Genomic DNA, 1,327 nt, shown 5'->3' on the forward strand with positions numbered 1-1,327 from the left:
AGACGCCCAGGCACCTTTCTTGATGCCACAAGGTTGACCTTGTGCTTCAAGCTCGGTGACCACGAACAGGATCTTGGTCGGCTCGGCAAGCAGATGTCGGAATAGTTGACAGCAATGCTCGGCCAAAGACGGAGCTACAGCAGCAATCGCGCAACAGTCCCGGAATCGGGCGTCGATTCAAGCGAAAATACCCAATGATGCGCCGCGGCAACCCGGCGTACATAGGCCACCCCCAGGCCATTGCCGGCATCCTTGGTCGAGAAGAACGGCTGGCCGATGCGCGCCAGCACCTCCGGCGGGATCGGCTCGCCACCATTGCGCACTTCGATCATCGGGCTCGCCGTGCCAGGCTGCCGAGCGGTACGCAGGAACACCGGGTCGCCGGCTGCCACCGCCTCGCAGGCATTGACGACGAGGTTGATCAGCACCTCGCGCAACTGCGCTTGATCGGCTTGGATCTCGGTCTCTGGCAACCCCAAGTCGACCTGCAGCCGGCGATCCGCAACACTCGGCAGCTCTTGCAGCGACGGCAGCAGCGCCCGAATCAGCGCATCGAGCGCGACCGGCTCGGATGAGACGGTGCGACGACCGGCATAGGCCAGCACGTCCTCGAGCAGCCGGCCGAGCCGATCGGACTCGCGTTGCGCCAGGGTGAGCCGTTTACGCGCGGCCTCGGTGAGCGACTGCCTGCCGAGATAATCCAGCGCCATGCGCAGGGTCGAGAGCGGATTGCGGATCTGGTGCACCATCATCGCCGCGAACTCACCCATCTCGGCCAAGCGGGCGATGGCCGCGGCCGCGGGCCTTGACGTCTTGGGCGAACTGGCGCAGGCGCTCCATCTCGTGCGGATGCACGTTGGAGATGCGCACATCGCGGGTCAGCTCGGTCGGGTCGTAGCCGAGCATGCGCGAGGCCTGGGTATTGGCCTCGAGGATGCGATCGCGCTCGGGGTCGATCAGCAGGATGGCATCGTTGGCGTGATCGAAGATCTGGCGCAGTGGGTGCGCCGGCTCCTGGTGTGTCCGCCCTTCTGTCTGCTCGGGTGCTTGCTCCCGGGCGGGCAGCGCGCTCGGGTCGCCTGCTTCAGACATCCTGCCATCCTCCGCGAAAGATCAACTGCGCTGATCGGGTCTTGTTCGCTATCAGCGATCAGCGACTTAGCAACCCGATCGGAGTGTCCCCATGATCATCAACCTTATGGTGATTTCCAGAAACAGTTATACCGAGCAGGCAGGCTTGATCAAGATATCCCACTTCGGCAGATCGGGGTTGCGCAGTAGCCGCGCTTCGACCTCTCGCATGGCCTTCTTGGTGAGTTTGACGCCC

The 1,327-nt window shown here is 63.7% G+C and carries 2 protein-coding genes; both read right to left on the bottom strand.

Annotated elements, in window-relative coordinates:
* Nucleotides 1–134: 134 nt before the first annotated feature.
* Entirely contained in the window at nt 135–770 is a 636-nt protein-coding gene (locus CCR82_RS00540) for a sensor histidine kinase (protein ID WP_242513134.1), read from the bottom strand.
* Nucleotides 763–1,092, bottom strand: a complete 330-nt coding sequence (locus tag CCR82_RS00545) for a PAS domain-containing protein (protein WP_201243257.1) — start codon at nt 1,090–1,092, stop codon at nt 763–765. Before CCR82_RS00545 ends, CCR82_RS00540 begins: the two co-directional genes overlap by 8 nt.
* Between the last annotated feature and the right edge of the window lie 235 nt (nt 1,093–1,327).

The sequence above is a fragment of the Halochromatium salexigens genome (assembly GCF_016653295.1).
Classification (GTDB): Bacteria; Pseudomonadota; Gammaproteobacteria; order Chromatiales; family Chromatiaceae; genus Lamprobacter; species Lamprobacter salexigens.

Coding starts and splice junctions, on each gene's coding strand:
- CCR82_RS00540 (WP_242513134.1), bottom strand. CDS start 770: ATGGGTGAGTTCGCGGCGATGATGGTGCACCAGATCCGCAATCCGCTC.
- CCR82_RS00545 (WP_201243257.1), bottom strand. CDS start 1,092: ATGTCTGAAGCAGGCGACCCGAGCGCGCTGCCCGCCCGGGAGCAAGCA.